General features: G+C 58.8%; 11 protein-coding genes. 8 read left to right on the top strand and 3 right to left on the bottom strand.

Going from position 1 to position 18,063, the window contains the following annotated elements; genetic code table 11:
• The first annotated feature begins 17 nt into the window (after positions 1 to 17).
• The 7 genes from VMP31_RS13295 (at position 18) to VMP31_RS13265 (ending at position 10,870) form a co-directional block, all read left to right on the top strand.
• Positions 18 to 1,121 carry an efflux RND transporter periplasmic adaptor subunit gene (locus VMP31_RS13295; RefSeq protein WP_325507858.1) on the top strand — a complete coding sequence of 368 codons (1,104 nt, stop codon included), beginning with the start codon at positions 18 to 20 and terminating at the stop codon, positions 1,119 to 1,121.
• A gap of 5 nt (positions 1,122 to 1,126) precedes the next feature.
• Entirely contained in the window at positions 1,127 to 4,207 is a 3,081-nt protein-coding gene (locus VMP31_RS13290) for an efflux RND transporter permease subunit (protein ID WP_325507856.1), read from the top strand.
• Positions 4,208 to 4,640: 433 nt separating this feature from the next.
• Positions 4,641 to 6,083: a sucrose phosphorylase gene (gtfA, locus tag VMP31_RS13285; RefSeq protein ID WP_325507854.1), complete on the top strand. Its 1,443-nt coding sequence runs from the start codon at positions 4,641 to 4,643 to the stop codon at positions 6,081 to 6,083.
• A 1,508-nt stretch (positions 6,084 to 7,591) separates the two neighbouring features.
• Positions 7,592 to 7,903, top strand: coding sequence for a hypothetical protein (locus VMP31_RS13280; RefSeq protein ID WP_325507852.1), 312 nt, complete (start codon positions 7,592 to 7,594; stop codon positions 7,901 to 7,903).
• Positions 7,900 to 8,463, top strand: coding sequence for an ABC-three component system protein (locus tag VMP31_RS13275; protein ID WP_325507850.1), 564 nt, complete (start codon positions 7,900 to 7,902; stop codon positions 8,461 to 8,463). The genes VMP31_RS13280 and VMP31_RS13275 overlap by 4 nt, the downstream gene beginning before the upstream one ends.
• Positions 8,464 to 8,979, top strand: coding sequence for an ABC-three component system middle component 5 (locus tag VMP31_RS13270; protein ID WP_325507848.1), 516 nt, complete (start codon positions 8,464 to 8,466; stop codon positions 8,977 to 8,979). It abuts the gene before it with no gap.
• The gene (locus VMP31_RS13265; RefSeq protein WP_325507846.1) at positions 8,960 to 10,870 is read left to right on the top strand and encodes a hypothetical protein; all 1,911 of its coding nucleotides are present in this window, start codon (positions 8,960 to 8,962) and stop codon (positions 10,868 to 10,870) included. Before VMP31_RS13270 ends, VMP31_RS13265 begins: the two co-directional genes overlap by 20 nt.
• 184 nt (positions 10,871 to 11,054) lie before the next feature.
• Here VMP31_RS13265 and VMP31_RS13260 read toward each other — a convergent pair whose 3' ends face one another.
• Positions 11,055 to 11,732 (bottom strand): DUF4197 domain-containing protein, encoded by a 678-nt coding sequence (locus tag VMP31_RS13260; RefSeq protein ID WP_325507844.1) that lies wholly within the window; start codon positions 11,730 to 11,732, stop codon positions 11,055 to 11,057.
• Between the two features lie 272 nt (positions 11,733 to 12,004).
• On the opposite strand from VMP31_RS13260, the gene VMP31_RS13255 reads away from it, so the two are divergent.
• Complete coding sequence (locus VMP31_RS13255; protein ID WP_325507842.1) at positions 12,005 to 14,575, top strand: bifunctional diguanylate cyclase/phosphodiesterase; 2,571 nt, start codon at positions 12,005 to 12,007, stop codon at positions 14,573 to 14,575.
• 195 nt (positions 14,576 to 14,770) lie between these two features.
• Here the strand turns inward: VMP31_RS13255 and VMP31_RS13250 are convergent, their stop codons facing one another.
• On the bottom strand, positions 14,771 to 14,989 hold the full coding sequence (locus VMP31_RS13250) for a hypothetical protein (RefSeq protein ID WP_325507840.1): 219 nt from the start codon (positions 14,987 to 14,989) through the stop codon (positions 14,771 to 14,773).
• A gap of 310 nt (positions 14,990 to 15,299) precedes the next feature.
• Positions 15,300 to 17,783, bottom strand: a complete 2,484-nt coding sequence (gene plsB / locus VMP31_RS13245) for a glycerol-3-phosphate 1-O-acyltransferase PlsB (protein WP_325507838.1) — start codon at positions 17,781 to 17,783, stop codon at positions 15,300 to 15,302.
• Between the last annotated feature and the right edge of the window lie 280 nt (positions 17,784 to 18,063).

Below are 18,063 nucleotides of genomic sequence, written 5' to 3'. Positions count from 1 at the left end.
CTGAAAGGTTAGCCATCATGTTCCGCCAAGCCCTGTCTCTTGCCTTGCCTGCCAGTCTAATTGTATTGCTCGCCGCCTGCGGCAATGGCGAGCCGGTCGAGGTCGCCGTGCGCCCGGCCATGGTGGTGCAGCCGCAGCTATCCGGCGATTTGATGGATGCCTACCCCGGTGAGGTGCGCGCGCGCCTGGAGCCGGAGCTGGCCTTCCGCATTGGCGGCAAGGTGAGCAAGCGCCTGGTCGAGGTGGGGGAGCGGGTGAAGAAGGACCAGCCCCTGGCCGAGCTCGACCCCCAGGACGTGCGCCTGCAGCTTGAGGCCATGCGTGCCCAGGTCGCCGCCGCCGAAGCCAATCTGCATCTGGTCCGCGCCGAGCGCGATCGTTACAAGACCCTGCTGGGGCGCAATCTGGTCAGCCGCTCGCAGTACGATAATGCCGAGAACACCTACCGCGCTGGTGAGGCGAGGGTCAAACAGGTGCGGGCCGAATTCAACGTGGCCAACAACCAGGCCGGCTACGCCGTGCTGCGCGCCTCCGAAGATGGCGTGGTGGCGCGGCGCATGGTCGAAGTGGGGCAGGTGGTAGCGGCCGGGCAAACGGTCTTTACCCTGGCGGCCGACGGCGAGCGTGAAGTGCTGATCAGCCTGCCGGAACAGGCCTTCGAGCGCTTCAAGGTCGGCCAGGACGTAGCCGTCGAGCTGTGGTCGCAGCCGGATCAGCGTTTCTCCGGGCGTATTCGCGAGATGTCGCCGTCGGCCGACCCGCAGTCGCGCACCTTCGCCGCCCGGGTTGCCTTTGTTGAAGGCAAGGTGCCGGCCGAATTGGGCCAAAGCGCCCGGGTATTTATCGCCCACAACGGTGAAGTGCCGCTGGCGGTGCCGCTGTCGGCGCTGACCGCCGAGAAGGGCCAGCCCTATGTCTGGGTGGTCGAGCCCAAGACCTCCACCCTCAAGCGCACTAACGTGAAGATCGGCCCCTATGGTGAGAAAACCGTGCCGGTGCTCGAAGGCCTGCAGGCCAGCGACTGGGTGGTGGCCGCCGGCGTGCAGGTGTTGCACGAAGGCCAGCAGGTGCGCCCGGTCAATCGGGATAATCGCGCCGTTCAGCTGATGGCCGAGGAGTAATCCCGATGGATTTCAACCTCTCCGCCTGGGCCCTGCGCAACCGCCAGATCGTGCTCTATATCATGCTGTTGCTGGCTGTGGTCGGCGCTATGTCCTACACCAAGCTGGGCCAGAGCGAAGACCCGCCCTTTACCTTCAAGGCCATGGTGGTGAAAACCAACTGGCCGGGGGCGAGCGCCGAGGAAGTAGCGCAGCAGGTCACCGAACGCATCGAGAAGAAGCTGATGGAGACCGGCGACTACGACAAGATCATCTCCTTCTCGCGCCCCGGCGAGTCCCAGGTGACCTTTATGGCCCGCGACTCGATGCGCTCCAAGGACATTCCCGATCTGTTCTACCAGGTGCGTAAGAAGGTCGGTGACATCCGCCACACCCTGCCGTCGGGTATTCAGGGGCCGTTCTTCAACGATGAATTCGGTACCACCTTCGGCAATATCTACGCCCTGACCGGCGATGGCTTCGACTACGCGGTACTCAAGGACTATGCCGACCGCATCCAGCTGCAGCTGCAGCGGGTCAAGGACGTGGGCAAGGTCGAACTGCTCGGCCTGCAGGATGAAAAGGTCTGGATCGAGCTGTCCAACACCAAGCTGGCCACCCTCGGCCTACCTTTGGCCGTGGTGCAGCAGGCGCTGGAAGAACAGAACGCGGTGGCCGCTGCCGGCTTCTTCGAAACCACCAGCGACCGCGTGCTACTGCGCGTCACCGGGCGTTTCGAGTCGGTTGATGAAATCCGCAACTTCCCCATTCGCGTGGCCGAGCGTACCTTCCGCATCGCCGATGTGGCCGAGGTCAAGCGCGGCTTCAACGATCCACCCGCGCCGCGCATGCGCTTTATGGGCGAAGACGCCATCGGCCTGGCGGTATCGATGAAGTCCGGCGGCGATATTCTGGTGCTGGGCGATGCCCTGGAAGGCGAGTTCTCCCGCCTGCAGGAAACCCTGCCGGCCGGCATGCAGCTGCGCAAGGTCTCCGACCAGCCGGCGGCGGTGAAGACCGGCGTGGGCGAGTTCGTTCGCGTGCTTGCCGAGGCGGTGATCATCGTCCTGTTGGTGAGCTTCTTCTCCCTTGGCCTGCGCACTGGCATGGTGGTGGCGCTGTCGATTCCCCTGGTGCTGGCGATGACGTTCGCGGCCATGTACTACTTCGGCATCGGCCTGCACAAGATCTCCCTCGGCGCACTGGTATTGGCTCTGGGCCTGATGGTGGACGACGCGATCATTGCCGTGGAGATGATGGCGATCAAGATGGAGCAGGGCTACGACCGCATTAAGGCGGCCAGTTACGCCTGGACCAGCACTGCCTTCCCCATGCTCACCGGCACCCTGATCACCGCCGCCGGCTTTCTGCCGATCGCCACCGCGATGTCCGGCACTGGCGAGTACACCCGCTCGATCTTCCAGGTGGTGACCATCGCCCTGCTGGTGTCGTGGATCGCCGCCGTGGTCTTCGTGCCTTATCTGGGCTCCGCGCTGCTACCGGACCTGGCCAAGCTGCACGCGGCTAAACATGGCGGCAACGCCGGGGGGCATGATCCCTATTCGACGCCGTTCTATACGCGGGTACGCGGGGCGGTGGAGTGGTGCGTGCGCCGGCGCAAGACGGTGATCCTGCTGACCATTGGCCTGTTCGTCGCCTCGATCCTGCTGTTTCGCTTCGTGCCGCAGCAGTTCTTCCCGGCCTCTGGCCGTCTGGAATTGATGGTTGACCTTAAACTCAGCGAAGGCGCGTCCCTGGCCGCCACTGAAGAGCAGGCCAAGCGCCTGGAACAGCTGCTCCGCGACCACGAAGGCATCGACAACTTCGTCGCCTATGTCGGCACCGGCTCGCCGCGCTTCTATCTGCCGCTGGACCAGCAGCTGCCGGCCGCCAGCGTCGCGCAGTTCGTGGTGCTGGCCAAAAGCATCGAGGAGCGCGAGAAGATCCGCCTGTGGCTGATCGACCTGCTGCATGACGAGTTCCCGACCCTGCGCACCCGTATCTCACGCCTGGAAAACGGCCCGCCCGTGGGTTACCCGGTGCAGTTCCGGGTTTCCGGTGAGCATATCGACGAGGTGCGCGCCCTGGGCCGCCAGGTCGCCGACAAGGTGCGCGACAACCCCCATGTGACCAACGTGCACCTGGACTGGGAGGAGCCGAGCAAGGTGGTGCGCCTGAATATCGACCAGGAACGCGCCCGCGCCCTGGGCGTCAGCACTGCCGACCTGTCGCGCTTCCTGCGCAGCTCGCTGACCGGCTCGCCAGTCAGCCAGTACCGCGAAGGCAACGAGCTGATCGAGATCCTCCTGCGCGGCACCTTGAGCGAGCGCCAGGAGCTGGGCCTGCTGCCGAGCCTGGCGGTGCCCACCGATAGCGGCAAGAGCGTGCCGCTGGCGCAGATCGCCACTCTGGAATACGGCTTCGAGGAAGGCGTGATCTGGCACCGCAACCGCCTGCCCACCGTCACCGTGCGCGCCGACGTGTACGGCAAGGAACAGCCAGCCAGCCTGACCAAGCAGATCCTGGCGACCCTGGAACCGATCCGCGAGGTGCTGCCGGACGGTTATCAGCTGGAGGTTGGTGGCACCGTGGAAGACTCCAGCCGCGGGCAGAAGTCGGTCAACGCCGGTATCCCGCTGTTTATCGTGGTGGTGCTGACCCTGCTGATGCTGCAGCTGAAGAGCTTCTCGCGCTCGGCCATGGTGTTCCTCACCGCGCCCCTGGGGCTGATCGGCGTGACCCTGTTCCTGCTGATCTTCCGCCAGCCCTTCGGCTTCGTTGCCATGCTCGGCACCATCGCCCTGTCGGGGATGATCATGCGCAACTCGGTGATCCTGGTGGACCAGATCGAGCAGGACATCGCCTCGGGTATGGACCGCTGGCACGCGATTATCGAAGCCACCGTCCGGCGCTTCCGCCCCATCGTGCTGACAGCTCTGGCGGCGGTACTGGCGATGATCCCGCTGTCGCGCAGCATATTCTTCGGGCCGATGGCGGTGGCCATCATGGGCGGCTTGATCGTCGCCACGGCGCTGACCCTGTTGTTCCTGCCGGCACTCTATGCCGCCTGGTTCCGGGTCAAGGAAACGGAGCGTCAGCCGGGGTAACAGACGGCTGAAGCTGAAAAAGCCAGACCTTAGGGTCTGGCTTTTTTATGCAAGGTTGTCCCGTATTTGTAGGCGCGGGGGGGATGCCTAGTTCCATGCCCGCGAAGCTTTTGCCGTCTCGCCATACCCCTATGCTCACCCACTTAAACCATCGCTCCTTGGTGCGCATGGCGCACCCTACGGGAGAGGCCGCAACCTATAACCGCGATATGGCCTTTTATTCGGCCCTTCGGGGGGCCATCGAACCGATACCGATGGTTGCTGTCGACCCATCTGTCCGCCTCAAGCTGTTAGGGTTGTGGCGGACAGTTGCCGGTGGGCAGGCTCTTTTGCACGTTGCTCCGTTGTGTTGCAGGCCTGATTTCTGCGCCGGCTGTCCTGGGCTGTTGGTTATAGCAGGCAGCTGAAACTCATGAATTCAGGGAGGCCGCACATGCCGCTGAACAATACCGTCCATTTGATCGCCTATCCCAACCGCATCGGCTCGGGGCTGGCCGATCTGGCTGATTTTGTCGAACACAAGCTCGGCCGCGCCGTCGGCGGGGTGCATGTGTTGCCGCCTTTTCCGTCGAATGCCGACAGTGGTTTCTCGCCGCTGACCCACAAGCGCATCGACCCGGCCTTTGGCGACTGGGCCGATATCGAACGCCTGAGCGCAAACTACGATGTCTGCCTGGATCTGGTCCTCAATCACCTGGCTGACGACTCGCTGGAGTTTCAGGACTACCTGCAAAAGGGCAAGGACTCGGCCTGGGCCGAGCTGTTTGTCGACGTCGACCGCCTGGGCGAGATTGGCCCGGACGATCTGGCCAAGATCCATATCCGCAAGGAAAAGGAACCGTTCCGCGACATCACCTTTGCCGACGGCAGCAGCGGGCGGGTCTGGTGCACCTTCACCGAACGGCAGATCGACCTCAACTTCGACTCGCCGCTGACCTACCAGATGATGGCCAACACCATCGCCTATCTTGCCGAGCGCGGGGTCAAGCTGCTGCGTCTGGATGCCTTCGGCTACACCACCAAGAAAATCGGCACCAGCTGCTTTCTGGTGGAGCCGCAGGTGTGGCATATCCTCGACTGGTTCAAGACCACCGCGGCGGCCAGCGGCATAGAACTGCTGCCCGAGGTGCACGACCACCCCAGTTGGCAGTACGCCATTTCCGCGCGCGGCATGTGGTCCTATGCCTTCGCGCTGCCGCCCCTGCTGCTGTACACGCTGCTCGACGCCAACAGCCAGTACCTCAAGTCCTGGCTGCGCATGTGCCCGCACAACCAGATCACCGTGCTCGACACCCACGACGGCATCTGTATTCCCGATGTGGAAGAGATCCTGCCGCGCGAGCATATCGAAGCGCTGATCCAGAACGTCTCCGAGCGCAGCGCCGACCCCATCCTGCGCCGCTCGGCCGCCAACGTGCACAGCGTCGGCGCGATCTACCAACTCACCTGCACCTTCTTCGATGCCCTGCAGGGCAACGAAGACGCCTATATCGCCGCCCGCGCCATCCAGTTCTTCACCCCCGGCATACCGCAGGTCTACTACGTCGGCCTGCTGGCCGGCCAAAACGACACCGAACTGATGGACGAAACCGGCGAAGCGCGGGAAATCAACCGCCACCACTACTCCCTGGATGAAGCCGAGGAAGCCTTGCAAGCCCCGGTGGTACAGCGCCTGCTCAGCCTGATGGAACTGCGCTCAACCCACCCGGCCTTCGCCGGCGAGTTCGAACTGCATCAGTCGAACATGTCCAGCGTCTCCATGGGCTGGCGCGCCGGGGCGCACAGCTGCCACCTATTCGTCGACCTGAACTTCCGCACCTCCACCGTGACCAGCACCGACCCGGACAGCGGTGAGGAGACGAGCTTTAGGTGTTGAGTTGGGTATTGCCGCGTTTATGAGTGGGTATCGCGCTGCTCAACCGATCCTGCGGGGCTTTCGCAATCCTGTAGGAGCGGGCCATGCCCGCGATGCTTCTGCCTTTGCCGTGACAAGTGCTCCAGCAACGCGATCTTCGAATCCAGTCACTGAGTAGGATGGGTTGAGCGCAGCGATACCCATCAATGAAGCGCATGGGTATCGCGCTGCTCAACTCACCCTGCGGGCTGAATTCGGTTTGCTTACGCCGCTTGTGCTGTTCCTCGGCTACCGGTTGACTCGCTGCGCTCGCCCTGCGGGCCAGCCTGCGGCTGTTACTTCGCTGCGCTGCGTTTCGCCCTTACGGCGGCTTACTTTTGGCAAACGCCCGGATGGCCGGCCCCGCCAAAAGTAACCAAAAAGTCTTGCCCCTTGCATCCGGCCCGACTTCGTCGACTTGATTCGCTGCGCTCACCCTGCGGGCCAGCCTTCGGCTGTTACAGCGCTTCGCTCCGTTTCCTCGTTCCATCCTTGCTCCAGGGGCCGGCGTACAAGGGCCGTCCCTGGCCCCTTTACGCCTCTCGCCGCATTCATGCGGCTCGCTCCCTTCCGCAACGATTCCACTACTCGCTGCGCTCGCCCTTCGGGCCAGCCTGCGGCTGTTACTCCGCTTCGCTACGTTTCGGCCTCCTGATGGGGCGTTTGGCGTCGTCTGCGAGAATGGTGTTCTAGAAACAAAGCAAACTGTAGGAGCGGGCTTGCCCGCGATGCTTTTGCCTCGGCTTTTACGTTCTGCTTTGCCTTCCACAATCGCATAGGCAACTCGGTCCCCGAACCCCGTCAGGAGGCCGAGCGTAGGTGCTGTGGAGAGGGGCGTTTGGCATGGATGCCAAACGAGGCATGTCGGGCCATGGATGGCCCGTCTTGCCGACCCTCGGAACAGCGCCGGAGCGAGGGGAGTTGAGCGCAGCGAAACCCGGATGCCGGGCGCGCTTTCTCTTTGGTTACTTTCTGCGCGAGTAAAGAGATACGGAGCGAAGCGCAGTAACAGCCGAAGGCTGGCCCGCAGGGTGAGCGCAGCGAATCAAGTAACTCGCCGTAAGGGCGAAAGGGTGACTCACAGGCAAAGCAGATGCGACGGGTGTTAGAGGCTTGATGAGTATCGCGCTGCTCAACCCATCCTACGAGCTTGCCCCCGGACCCCAGCATTATGAATCGCTTGAGGGTGGCCATAGTGAACCTCAGGGCCCATAGAGCGAGCCTCTCAGCAGGCCGCCGACCTCACCAGAAAAAAGCTTTCCAGAAAAATGGCTTGACGTAGTCACTACCCGCCTATTTACGTGACGTGGTTCACCCTGTAACTTCACCTCTGCAGGCATTTTGCCTTTATGGAATTGCTCTGGGGCTAAGGATGACCTTTTTCTCTATCTACAGGTATTCCAAACACTTAAAGTCTGGCTCTTACTTGTATTTAAATTTCGTAAAACAGCGAATTTAATTTGATTCCAACTGCTTAGGAAGGATTGCGTATGTCCGGATTTTGGCATGCTGCTTTGAGAGTGCTCGGAGCTGGCGCTGTTTCTGCATTTGTTTTTAGTCAGTGTTATTCCGCTATTCTTAACTCTGAGTTGCTGGAAGGAGTGCTTCCCTGGCAGCGTTTCACCTTGTTGTTAATAATCGTTATAGCCGTGTTTGTTTTTTGTTTTTTGCTTTTAGGTTATGGGCTGAGGCTGGTTAAGCGAGAGGCTGGTACAGGTGGGAGAGTTATTGTTGTTGAGGATTCAACTGTCGGCGGGGATGTAGTAGGCGGTGATAAGGTCTCATACAAGGATCGTCCATGACGACAGTCAAGGTTGTTAACTCCTCTGTTAAAGGCTCCGTTATTGGTGGGAATAATTACGAGATTACTATAAGTCCGCCTGCTCCCGATCCTGAGTTGTTGAGAGGCGCAATTAAGCAACTTGAAACTCTAAGCGCTCAAGATGAGGAGTTCGCGGATTTTCTAGAAAGATTTGAGTACTATGTAAATGATCATTCTGGAAGGCCTGTTATTGGTCTTGAGAATAAGCTGATAAATGGTGGTCGTGAAGATCTTATTGAGTCTGCCATTGAGCATAAAGATAGATTTGTTAAGCGGATTTCGCGTGGTCAAATGGCAGGGAGGCGGCAGTATATATATTATTATGTGCTGCAGAAATTGCATGTCCAGTTCGATGTTCAGATTCGGCCTTTGTTGCGGATAGATACACCATCTCACGTAGTGGATATGGCAATTCTTAATGAAATTGTCTCGGTGGTATATTCTGAGGTTTCTCAGGTTGACCCATCGATAGATATGCATTTGATTTATGGGATGCTGTATTTTCTGACTGGCAAATGTCACTTGGTGTGGGAGGTTTAAATGCTAATTTATCATCCTGCATTTGATGCTAGTCATTGTGTTTATCGTGTAATTGCAATACTGATGGGTGTTAAAGGTAACTCAGTTGCCTGGGATGTTCTTAGAGTTCTTGATTATTTTTATTTATTTCCTGCGCAGTTGAAGAAAATTGAGCCGTGGCCTGTATCTATTAAGGAGTATAAGGGGAAAGTTAAAGCTATTCCTGACCAGTTTGAGGATATTTCAAATCCTGCACGTCTGTTTTTTGATCTGAAAGAATTTCAGCGGTCAGCAATTATGGAGCTGGTCGCTAAGGGTATTGTTGATAGAGAGGGTTTTGAAAGGGGCGAAATTAAGCTTAACAAGGATATGTTGCCGGACGAGTTTATTGGCTTTGTTTTGGCTGATGAGTTCGTTAATGGTATGGCGTATAAGATAATTTCTCATGCTTTACCAGATGTTGAGTTCAATGGAGCTTCTGGTCTTAAGAATCGCTCGGGGTTGATGGAGTATCGGTATGATGTCATCTCAAAATAAATCTACGTTATTTATTAGGCGCTTTCTGATTATGAAGGGCAGCTCAGCTGTCTATGATCAAAGCTTCAGTTTGGGTGTCAATATTATTCGTGGCGTCAATAGTGTTGGTAAATCCACCCTCATGGACCTTATTTTTTATGGTTTGGGAGGGGATCTTAAAGAGGACCGCTGGACCATTGAGGCGGCTTCTTGTGAGTGGGTTGTACTTGAGCTTTTTATTAATGGTAGGCCAATTACTATTTGTCGTCATATCGAGCCGGGTAAGCGCCCTCCGATAATGATGTATTCTGGCGAATATGAATCGTCTCAAAAAAGCTCTGATTGGAGCCAATATGGCGCTGTGCGTACGGAAAATAAGCACAGTTTTTCACAGCAGTTTTTCGAACTCCTTGGTTGGCCAGCCCACAAGGCCGAAGAGGGTGAGTCACTGACCATGCATCAGGTTCTACGACTTATCTACGTAGACCAAGGCACAGCGGTTAACAAGATCTTGCGATCTGAGCCTGCTTTCGATAAAGCAAGTATGCGACAAGCCATTGGCGAGTTTCTGCTGGGCATCGATCAATTAGACTCTTATGAGCTTAGGCAGAAACTTTCTCGGGCAGAGGCTGAGTTCAATAAAATCTATGGTCAGCTTGACTCTGTTTATAAGTTTATATCCCCTACGGAAGGGGTTTTACGGGCTGGTCATCTTGAGAATGAGCTGAAAGAGGCCGGTGAAACTTTATCTAGGCTTATGCTCGAAAGAGAGCAAGCCATGTTGTTGCCACAAGATTTTCTTGGGGGGGAACATAAAAGACAAGCTGAACAGCTCGCTAGCGAGATTGCTGGTTTGGCAAAAGAGATCGGCATTAGAACGGAGCGCCGAGCAGAGCTGCATGATGAGGTGGTTGAATCTGAGCTTTTTATTCAGTCTATAGATCAGCGTATAAAAGCCTTGCAAGAATCTAGAGCAGCTTCAACTTTTTTTGGCGGGGTGCAGTTTAAATATTGCCCATCCTGTCTGTCACCTCTAGTTGAATCCTCTTCTGAGAGTTGTCATCTGTGCAAGGGGGTTGTTGATGATGAAAGCAAGCATGGGGCTTATCTTGCTGCTTTGAATGAACTAAATTTTCAGAAAAGAGAAAGCACAAAGGTCCTTGAAGAATACAGGCTTCGTCTGGCTGAACTAGACAACCTAATTGCTATTGAAATTAATAGGCTCTCTACTGTAAAGGGCTTGCATAGAAATGCACTCGTTGTCACTAGTGAGAAAATATTAAAGTTAAATCAGTTGTCAATGGAGATCGGGGCGACTGAGGAGAGGATTAATAATCTAAAGTCTAAGGTCAAGCTGATTTCAACGATTGAAGGCTTGGTTTCTAGGAAAGAGAAGTTAAATGCTGAGATAAGTTCTATTAAAGATATTTTGATTCAGCAGGCATCATTTAATGAAGAGAGGAAAGGTTCTGTTGAATCTAGTATGTCTGAATTGACTGTGGCTCTATTGAAGCAAGACGGGGGATATGAGCCGTCCTTCATAGAGCCAAAGAGTTTTGAATTTGATTTTGGTCGAGATTTGATGTTGGTCGATGGGCGCTCTAAATTTTCTTCGAGTTCAGAAACTGTAGTGAAGAACAGTTTTCATTTGTCTGTTCTGCAACAGTCGTTGAGAGATTCCACCTTCCGATATCCTCGTCTGCTTCTAATGGATAATATTGAAGACAAAGGAATGGCTCCCGAAAGAAGTCAGAATTTCCAGAGGCTTATTTTTGAGTCTATGCGTGAATATCATGAAGATGAGTATCAAGTGATTTTTACTACCTCCATGATTGACCCAGGTCTTAATCATTCTGATGTATGCGTCGGGCCATTCTACGCAAAAGGAATGCATACCCTTAATTTTGGTTAACCTGTATTCCTTTTGCTGCATAGATACCTAATATTTTTTGGTTATCTATGGGGTGTAAAATTGTTTTAATTCGAAATTTGAATAAGGGGAAAGGGGGCAGTTTTATTTTCCAATAAATCAGATTTCTGCAGTGCCAAAGAAGCCAGACCCCAAGGTCTGGCTTTTCACATCTACCCAACCCTTCCTACAACGCCCCAAACACCTTCTTAGCCAAACTGGTCGCCGCCCCAGCCGGATTTTGGCGAATGCTGGCTTCCTGTTGGGCAATCATTTCAAACAACCCGTCCAGCGCCTGCTCGGTGACATAGCTTTCGATATTCGCGCTTTTCGCGTCGATCACCCCGAACGCTGCAGCCTGGCCGGCGAAGCTGTTGTATTGCTGGGCCAGGCCGACCTGGGCGGTGGTTTGCTGGACGATGGGCAGGAACTTGGCGCGGAGCTGTTCGCGGCTGGTCTTGTTCAGGTACTGGGTGGCCGAATCCTGCGGGCCGGCGAGGATGCTTTTGGCGTCCTGTACGGTCATTTTCTTTACCGACTCCACCAGCAGGGCCTGGGCCTGGGGTACGGCCGCTTCGGCGGCTTGGTTCATGCTGGTTTCCAGCTGCGTCACCTGGGCACCCATGCCCATCATCTTCATGGTGCGCGCCGCTTTGCCGAGGTCGCCGGGCAGTTCGATGCGCACGTCCGGGTTATTACTGAAACCACCGGGCGCGCCCAGTTGTTGGATTGCCACCTGCGCGCTCTGGATCAGGGCGTCCTTGAGGCCGCCGCTGGCGTCGGTCTGGCTCAGGTCGGCGAGGGACAGGGCGAAGGCGCTGGTGGAAAGTGCAAGAGCGGCGGCGAGGGTGGTAATGCGCAGCATGGGGCGATCCTTCTTGGGAGACAGATAGGGCGAGCTTAGCGGAGCGTGACAGTGTCAGCAAAAGACTTGAGTTTGAGCGGTGCCGAACTATTTTCTGGCCCCGCGTAGTGGGCCGCAGCGGGGCCTGTGAAGGAATTGTGATGCCCTAGCCTTAAAGCCTGCGCAGCAGTGGCTTTTGGCTACTCGCAGGGTGTTTCAATGCTGCTATGCTCGGGCAAGACAGGGGGTTTTCCCGCTTACTCGCGGCTATGGACAGGCCTTAAGGATTCTCAATGCCGCCACCCGCCGAATTGGGCCGCAACCCCGGCAAAGCTGCTGCCACTTTAGATGTCACTCGCCACGCCCTGCTGTTTATGGCTGCGCTGCTTTTGCTGCTGTTCGTCGTGGCCAGTGTGGGCTTGGTGCAGATTGCCCTGCAGCAGAATACGCGCGCGACCCAGCAGAGCCTGTTCTATGTCGACAAGGCCATCCAGACTCGGGAAAAGTCGATGTTGGCGACCCTCAGGGATTACGCCTACTGGGGGGAGGCCTATCAGAATCTGCATGTCACGGTCGACTACGAGTGGGCTTATATCCGGCAGAACCTCGGCCCCAGCCTGTTCGAGGATTTCGCCTATGAGGGCGTGTTTGTACTCGACCCTCAAGGTCGTACTGCTTATGCGGTGGTCAATGGCCAGCGGGTGGCGGTTTCGCTGGCGCAATGGCTAAAGCAAGACGTAGCCGAATTGCTGGAGCAGGCCCGTGGGCAAACCGAGGATGAAGAGCCAGTGGTGGGCTTTGTACAGGTTGACGGGCAACCCGCGCTGCTGGCCGTCACCGGCCTGACCACCGGCGGCGACCCTCAGGTCAGCGCGTTGGCAGGGCCGCCCTCGCTGTTGCTCTTCGTTGATCTGCTCAGCCCGGAGAAGCTGCAGGCCCTGGGTGAGGATTTTGGCGTCACAAACCTGCGCTTGGCCACCGACCCTGTTGATGCCCAGGCCACGCCTGCATTGACGCTGGCCAGTGTGGGCGCGCAGCCGCTGTTGTTGCGCTGGGAGCCTGCGCAGCCTGGCCGTCAGCTGCTGTACTGGATTCTGCCGCTGCTCGCCTTGGGCGGGACGATCTTTGCCCTGATCACCTGGTTGACCCTGCGCCGGGCCATTGCTTCGGCAAGGGAGGTGGATGCCAGCTACGCCTCGCTGTATGCCAGCCAGCAGGCTCTGGCCGCCAGTGAAGTGCGCTTTCGCGATGTGGCCGAGGCCGCTACGGACTGGATCTGGGAGGCCGACGCCGAGTTGCGCCTGACCTATCTGTCGACCCGCTTCCAGGCGCTGACCGGGCATGCGGCAAGCGCCTGGCTCGGTCATCCGCTGGGCGAGCTGATGCAGTGCCCTGGCGGCCTGGATGTCTGGCTGGAGACCTGTAGCAGCCGAGCAACAGTTAGTCATAGTCGCCAATGCCATTACCGCGCTTGCGATGGTGAGTTGCGCACCTGCCATCTGTCATTGCGGCGTATCGCGGACGGTCAGGCGGCGGGTGGTTATCGCGGTACGGTCAGCGATATCACCGAAGAGCTGCAGGCCCAGGCGCGTATCGAACACCTGTTATTGCACGATGCGCTGACCGGCCTGCCCAACCGCCACCGTATGCAGGAATTCCTCGAAGCCAAACTCAAGGCGCTGCCCTCGGCCGCCAAGCCGCTGGTGATGCTGAGCATCGATCTGGATCGGTTCAAGCCGGTCAACGACTCCTTCGGTCATGAAGTGGGCGATCAGGTGCTGGCCGAGGTGTCCCAGCGTTTGCGTTTGGCCTTGCACGAGGGTGACCTGGTGGCGCGCATGGGCAACGATGAATTTATCCTGATCGTCAGCGGCATCTCGGCCGCGGAGGAAGTGGAGCAGCTCTGTGTGGGCCTGATCGGCGCAATCGAGCAGCCTTTCGAGATCGATAATCACCGCATTTTCCTCGGTGCCAGTATTGGGGTGGCCATGGCTCCGACCGACACCCGCCAGGCTGATGAATTGCTGCGCTTTGCCGAGATTGCCCTCTACCAGGCCAAGGGTGCCGGGCGCAGTGCCTGGTGTTTTTACGCCAATGATATGAACGAGCGGGTGATCGAGCGCCGGCAACTGGAGAACGACCTGCGCCACGCCCTGGCCAATGAGGAACTGAGCCTCGTGCTGCAGCCCCGCTATAGCGTCAACGGCCTGCGCATGATGGCAGCCGAAGCGCTGGTGCGCTGGCAGCATCCGCAGCGTGGGTTGCTGGGGCCGGACAGTTTTATCGCGATTGCCGAAAGCACCGGGCTGATCATTCCACTCAGCGCCTGGGTGCTGCGTGCGGCCTGTCGCGAAGCTTTGAGCTGGAGCGAGGCGCTGATTGTTTCGGTCAATTTGTCGCCGGTGGAGTTTCGCGGTGGCCAGCTGGTGGCGCAGATTCGCAGCGCACTCGAAGAGACTGGGCTGCCACCCGGACGCCTGGAGCTGGAGCTGACCGAAAACGTGATGCTGGAGGATGCCGAGGGGGCTCTGGTGTTGATGCAGGAGCTGAAAGGTCTGGGGGTGCGGCTGTCCATGGATGACTTCGGCACCGGCTACTCTTCCCTCAGTTACCTGCGAGCCTTCCCCTTCGATGGCCTGAAGATCGACCGCAGCTTTATGACCGACCTGCACGCCGCCGACGATAGCAAGGCGATTATCCAGGCCATTATCGGCCTCGGCCACGCCCTGAGCCTGACCGTGACCGCCGAGGGCGTGGAAACCCAGGAGCAGCTGGAGCTCTTGCGCCAATATGGCTGCGATGAGGCCCAGGGCTACTTACTCAATCGGCCGATGCCGCCCGAAGAGCTGCGTCTCCTGCTCTAAAGGCTACGAGCCAGATGTCTGTAGGGTGCGCCGTGCGCACCGCGGCTTGCGCGGTTATTCGCCACATGCATCTCCCGCTTACGACAACGGCTTGATCGGTTGGTGGCCTGGAAGATCGGCGGTTAACCCCGGTGCGCGCAGCGCACCCTACGGGGCCGCGGCACCCCCGCATCGCCGCAAGGCATCGCACCCTACTTAATCGGCGTTTAAGCGCTGCAGCTCGCGGCGCACCATCTGCGCGTAGGCGGCGGGCTTGAGGGCATACAGCTCTGCGGCTACCCAGGCCAGCCAGCGCCCACCCAACTCCGTTTTGGCCGCCAGCAGGCGCTGAGCTTCGGCCTCGGCGCGGGACTGGTTGGCCTGGTGGAATTCGGCGCGGGACGGGTTGGCGGTTTTGTCGTTATCTGGGGGCATGGGGCGGGCTGCCTGGAGGTTTTTGTAGCCTGGATAAGCCCTGGCGCAATCCGGGGCCTTGGTGGATAAATCGAAACATGAACCCTGCGGGAAGCGGCCTGTTGCAGCTCGTAGGGTGGATGACGCTTTATCCATCCACCAAATCGCATGGTGGATGAGAAAGGCGTCATCCACCCTACGTCTGTGCAAGTCTCGCAACACGTAGGAGCGGCTGGGACGCCCAGTCCATGCCCGCGATAAGGCTGTCGGGCATGCCAAATTCGCGGCCATGGGCCGCTCCTACAGTCCCGTGTGCGCTGCCAGCTGGGGGTTACACCGTCTCGGCCACGTCCTCGTTTCTATCCATGGCCACCTGGCGAATTGACAGGCGAATCTCTGCCGGCAGCACGCGCTTGGCTGCGCCTTCGGCCAGTTCGTTGAGCAGTGGGTGATGGCTGAGCTTGCCGGCTTCGTCCTGACGCAGCACGCCTTCATCAAGCAGGCTCTGGATAAAGTGGCGGAACAGGCTCTTGTCGAAGAACTCCGGGGCGTTGAGGCCATGCAGGATCGACAAGCGCTGGGCCATCACGGTGCAGAGGTCTTCCAGTTCTTCGGCGCTGATGGTGTTCTGCCCGGCGTTGAGCAGCAGGGCAGTGGCCATATAGAAGCGCTGCAGGGTCTGCACGATGGCGCGGGCCAGCAGGGTCAGCAAAACGAACTCGCGCGAGCTGGGGGCAGGGCGTATATACACGTCGCCCTCGAACTTGAGCAGGCCCTGTTCGACAAAGGCCGCCAGCCACTGGTCGACCACGCCATCCAGTTCGTCGAGGTTCCAGCGGATAAACAGCTCCGACTGCAGGTAGGGATAGAGCGCGCGGGTGTAGCGCAGGATCTGCTCGCGGCTCATCCGCGCGCTGCTCTGGAAGAAGCTCGCCAGCAGCGCCGGCAAGGCGAAGATATGCAGCACGTTGTTGCGGTAGTAGGTCATCAGAACGGCGTTGTGCTCGTTCAGGTAGAGAATCTTGCCCAGGGCGTCGCTCTGTTCGGCGAGCAGGTCCATCTTCTGCACGTATTCGATCAGCGCCTGGCCATTGCCCTCTGGCAAGGTGGTGTGCGGCGAGTAGGGCACCGTGCGCAGCAGCGCCAGGTAGAGGTCGAGCACCCGCGCCAGGGCGCGGTCGTCCAGGGCCAGCTTGCTGGTGGAGAGCAGCGCCAGGGCCACCAGGTTGACCGGGTTGATCGCCGCCGCCTCGTTGAGGTGCTGAGCCACCTTGTCGCCCAGACGATTGGTGGCGCTGTTCAGCCACTCGGGGCGGAACTGCGTGCCGTAATCCTGGCTGCGCCAGTCCGGCTGCTCGGCGTCGAGGAATTCGGCCAGCTTGATCGGCTCGCCGAAGTTGACCCAGACCTGGCCGAAACGCTGCTTGAGCGCGCCGATAACCTTGAAGATGTCGAAGATCGACTCCTTCTTCTTGCTCGCCCCGCGCAGCTCGCCCAGGTAAGTGCGACCTTCCAGCACCCGCTCGTAGCCGATATACACCGGCACGAACACCACCGGCAGGCGGTTGCTGCGCAGGAAGCTGCGCATGGTGATGGCCAGCATGCCGGTTTTCGGTTGCAGCATGCGCCCGGTACGCGAACGCCCACCTTCGACGAAGTACTCCACCGGGAAACCCTTGCTGAACAGGGTGTGCAGGTATTCGTTGAACACCGCGGTGTACAGCGGGTTGCCCTTGAAGGTGCGGCGCATAAAGAACGCGCCACCACGGCGTAGCAGGCCGCCGATGACTGGCATATTGAGGTTGATACCAGCGGCGATATGCGGCGGCGTCAGGCCGTTGCGAAACAGCAGATAGGACAGCAGCAGGTAGTCGATATGGCTGCGGTGGCAGGGCACATAGATCACCTCATGGCCCTGGGCGACGTCCTGCACGCCTTCGATATGGTTGACCTTGATGCCGTCGTAGATCTTGTTCCAGAACCAGCTCAGCACCAGTTCGAGGAAGCGAATCGCGGTGTAGGTGTAGTCCGAGGCGATCTCGTTGCCATAGCGCAGGGCTTGGCTTTCGGCCTTCTCCAGGCTGATGTTCTCGCGTTCGGCTTCGTCGATGATCGCCTGACGCACCTGCGGGCCGTGCACCAGGCCCTTGACCAGGTTGCGCCGGTGCGACACGTCCGGGCCGATAACCGCGGCCTTCTGATTGCGAAAGTGCACCCGCAGGATGCGCTGGACCATGCGCAGGGTGCGCTCGTGGCCTTTGTCCTGCTCGATCAGCTCGCGCATATGAATAGGTGTAGAGAACTGCACGCGGGTCTTGCGGCCGAGAATCAGGATGCTGACCAGCCGGCGCAGACGCCCGGTAACCGCCCAGCTGTCGGCGAACAGCAGCTTCCACGGACTGGTTTCGCGATCCGGCGACTGGCCCCAGAACACGCTGACCGGAATGATCTGCGCATCGTCCACCGCATGCTGGCTTAGCGCGCTGACCAGGCGTTGCAGGGTCGGCGAGGTGCCGCGTTTGTCCTGGCGGCCGAGCCAGTCCGGCTCTGGGGTCAGGTAGAAGAAGGCTGCCGGCTCCTCCAGCGCTCCCACCGATACTGGCAGCACCGGGCGCGGCAGGCCGGCCTTGCGGCACTCGGTATCGACCACCGCCAGGTCGCTCAGCGACGGCAGCTGCAGCACGTAGAACACCGGCTTGCTGCGGTCGAGCTTGAGGGTAAAGGCCGACTGGTTGATGGTTTCCGAGCGCACCCAGAGGTACAGCAGGCGGCGCAGGGTGCCAAAGACAAGGCGGCGGAACGGGGATCGGGTCATACGGAGTCTGCTGGCTTGGCAAAACGAGCATTTGCTCGGGGGGCGTAGTGTGCCGGATCGCTAGGCTGCCGGCAAAATCTTGTAACTGCTTGATTCGTTGAATCTAGCTTGGCTTACGCGGCGTCAGCAGGCACGCCGCATGATGGGTTGCAGCGCGCCTAGAATGCGCTCTGGCCACGTAGCGCCTGGGCGGCTAACCCATCCTACGGGGCTGCGCTAACAGGTAGCCCGGATGCAATCCGGGGGCGGTTTGTGCGGCTACGCAACTCCCCGGAGTTTA

This window comes from Pseudomonas sp. (genome assembly GCF_035512415.1).
GTDB lineage: Bacteria > Pseudomonadota > Gammaproteobacteria > Pseudomonadales > Pseudomonadaceae > Aquipseudomonas.
The sequence above is the reverse complement of the archived record's forward strand: the minus strand, read 5'-3'. Positions and strand labels throughout refer to the sequence as shown.